Source organism: Leisingera sp. F5 (assembly GCF_001593695.1).
Genome location: NZ_LUKH01000453.1, coordinates 1 through 2,403 on the forward strand (window position 1 = coordinate 1; position 2,403 = coordinate 2,403).

At 62.6% G+C, this 2,403-nt stretch carries 4 protein-coding genes; 1 reads left to right on the forward strand and 3 read right to left on the reverse strand.

The window, feature by feature from the left end; translation table 11 throughout:
- From A2I95_RS31765 to A2I95_RS31775, 3 genes are all read right to left on the reverse strand, one after another.
- Positions 1-125: LysR family transcriptional regulator (locus A2I95_RS31765; protein ID WP_291736240.1), on the reverse strand; the 125-nt coding region annotated here is incomplete at its 3' end.
- Positions 126-383: 258 nt separating this feature from the next.
- Positions 384-938: a 16S rRNA (guanine(966)-N(2))-methyltransferase RsmD gene (rsmD, locus tag A2I95_RS31770; RefSeq protein ID WP_291736237.1), complete on the reverse strand. Its 555-nt coding sequence runs from the start codon at positions 936-938 to the stop codon at positions 384-386.
- The gene (locus A2I95_RS31775; RefSeq protein WP_291736238.1) at positions 935-2,146 is read right to left on the reverse strand and encodes an FAD-dependent oxidoreductase; all 1,212 of its coding nucleotides are present in this window, start codon (positions 2,144-2,146) and stop codon (positions 935-937) included. Before A2I95_RS31775 ends, rsmD begins: the two co-directional genes overlap by 4 nt.
- A 95-nt stretch (positions 2,147-2,241) precedes the next feature.
- Here A2I95_RS31775 and A2I95_RS31780 point away from each other — a divergent pair.
- Positions 2,242-2,403, forward strand: a 162-nt coding sequence (locus tag A2I95_RS31780; RefSeq protein WP_291736242.1) for a redoxin family protein, incomplete at its 3' end; no start/stop codon positions are given.

The window sequence follows — 2,403 nt, forward strand, 5'->3', positions numbered from 1 at the left end:
GTTTCCAGGCTCGAAACATGCTTGGAGACTGCGGATTTCGAGATCCCCATCTTGCGTGCCGCATCGGTGAAGCCGCCCTGGTCCACCACATTGGCAAAGGCCTCCATCTCGGTCAGTCGGTCCATATTCACCCATCCTCGTGTATCCGTGTTGCCCCCAGTGTTGCGGGTGAAATCAGGCAAGATCGGGGCAAGGGTGGGATAATTGCGAGGTTTCGCGGGGATCGTTTTCGCTGTGGAAACGGCAAGAACCTTGGCAACCCTGCAGATGGTCCGCAGTTGACACGTGCCAAAGGACGGCGGCCCGCACAGTGAAACTGCGCCGGATCGGCACAGAGAACTCATTGTTTTCGGCTTCCCTAAAAGGGCTTGCAGTAAGCTGCCTCAGGCGGCTTTCCACATCAGTGCAATATGGGTGTCGCCGTATTTGCGGCTGTCCTGAAGCTCGAACCCTTCCGGCACGGCGACAGGCGCGTTTTCTTCCCAGACCACCAGCGCGTCTTCTGCCACCCAGCCGCCAGCCACAGCCACGGTCAGAGCCTTTTCCCCCAGCCCTTTGCCATAAGGCGGATCAAGGAAGATCAGATCAAACGGAGCCTCCGGGTTCTGCCCCAGCTTCAGCGCATCGCGACGGGCCAAGGTGCAGCGGTCTTCGGCCCGGCAGATGCCGATGTTTTTGCGGATCAAACCGGTTGAGACACGCCCGTCGTCCACGAAAACCGCCTCCGCCGCACCGCGCGACAGCGCCTCCAACCCCAGCGCGCCGGTGCCTGCAAACAGGTCCAGAACCCGGGCGCCGGGGATGGCGCCGGTGTGCATCAGCACGTTGAACAGGCTTTCGCGCACCCGGTCGGTGGTCGGGCGCAGATGGGCGCCCGCGTCGCCCTTGCCCACCGCGGCCAAGGCACGGCCACGGAAGTCTCCTGCGATGATCCTCACGCTTTCAGCATCGGCTTCAGATCGGCAGCGGGGTCGGCAACCACCGCTTTGTCCGCTGTCTTACCCATATCGATCAGGCGTTTGCCCACCATATAGGCGCGCGGGTCATTCATCGCGTCCACTGCAACCAACTGATCGCCCTTGTAGTACCAGAACGACACCTGCTGGCCCTCGCCCTGGCGGGTAACCACATTGTCATAGCCGGTATTCAGGCCCGCAATCTGCAATTTGACGTCATACTGATCGGACCAGAACCAGGGCGTTGCGACGTAATCCTTGTCCGCGCCCAGCATGTTCTGCGCCACCACTTCGGCCTGATCAATGGCGTTCGGCACGCTTTCCAGGCGGATGCGCTTGCCCTGAAACGGGAAGGAGGCGCAATCGCCCGCCGACCAGATCGCAGCGTCCGAAGTGCGGCCCTTGGCGTCCACCCTGATGCCGTTGTCCAGCTCCAGCCCGGCCATTTCAGCCAGCTGCGACGTCGGGGTGATGCCGACGCCAACGACGACAAAATCCACCTCAACGGTTTCGCCGCCGCTCAGCACTGCGCGGGTCACCTTGCCTTCCTCGCCTTCCAGCCGCTCCAGCCCAACGCCTTCGCGGATGTCCACTCCGTGGGAGGCATGCAGGCTGCGGAAGAAATCCGAGGTTTCCGGCGCCGCCACCCGCTGCAGGATGCGGTCGGCCATCTCGACCAGCGTCACGTGCACGCCGCGCTTGGCGCAGACCGCGGCGGCCTCCAGCCCGATGTAGCCGCCGCCGACGATCAGCGCGCGCTTGCCCTCGGCCACATGCGGCGCCATCGCATCAACGTCGGTCAATCCGCGCACCACATAGACGCCGTCCAGATCGCCGCCGATCGCCGCCGGCAAGCGGCGCGGGTCGGAACCGGTGGTCAGCGCCAGCTGGTCATAGGGGATTACCTCATCGCCCAGGCTCACAGTTTTCGCTGCCGGATCGATGCCAGTCACCCGCTGGCCCAGCTTCAGGGTGATGTTGTTGTCCGCATAGAAACTTTCGGGCCGCAGGAACAGGCGTTCCAGCTCCATCTCGCCCAGCAGATAGGCCTTGGACAAAGGCGGGCGCTGATAGGGCAGTGCGTCTTCCGCGCCAATCAGGGTAATCTCCCCGTCGAACCCATCCTTACGCAGTTTTGCCACCAGCGAGGACCCGGCCTGCCCTGCTCCAATAACGACGATGTGGGACATAATCCCTTGCCTCCCTCAGCAGTTCCCGTCACGCTTTCATCGGACCCTATATACCCGGGGCTTCAAAACGCAATCATGAGAAAGAGGAACCTGCGATGATTTCTGTTGGAGACCAACTGCCGGACGCGACACTGACGCTCATCGGAGACAACGGCCCCGAGCAGGTGCAGCTGTCAGACAAGCTGAAGGGGCGGAAAGTCGTGCTGTTCGCGGTTCCCGGCGCCTTTACCAGCACCTGCCATTCTGCGCATGTGCCC

What these genes read in the sequence shown, in the direction of transcription:
- A2I95_RS31775 (WP_291736238.1), bottom strand. Translation starts at nt 2,146, where the DNA reads ATGTCCCACATCGTCGTTATTGGAGCAGGGCAGGCCGGGTCCTCGCTG.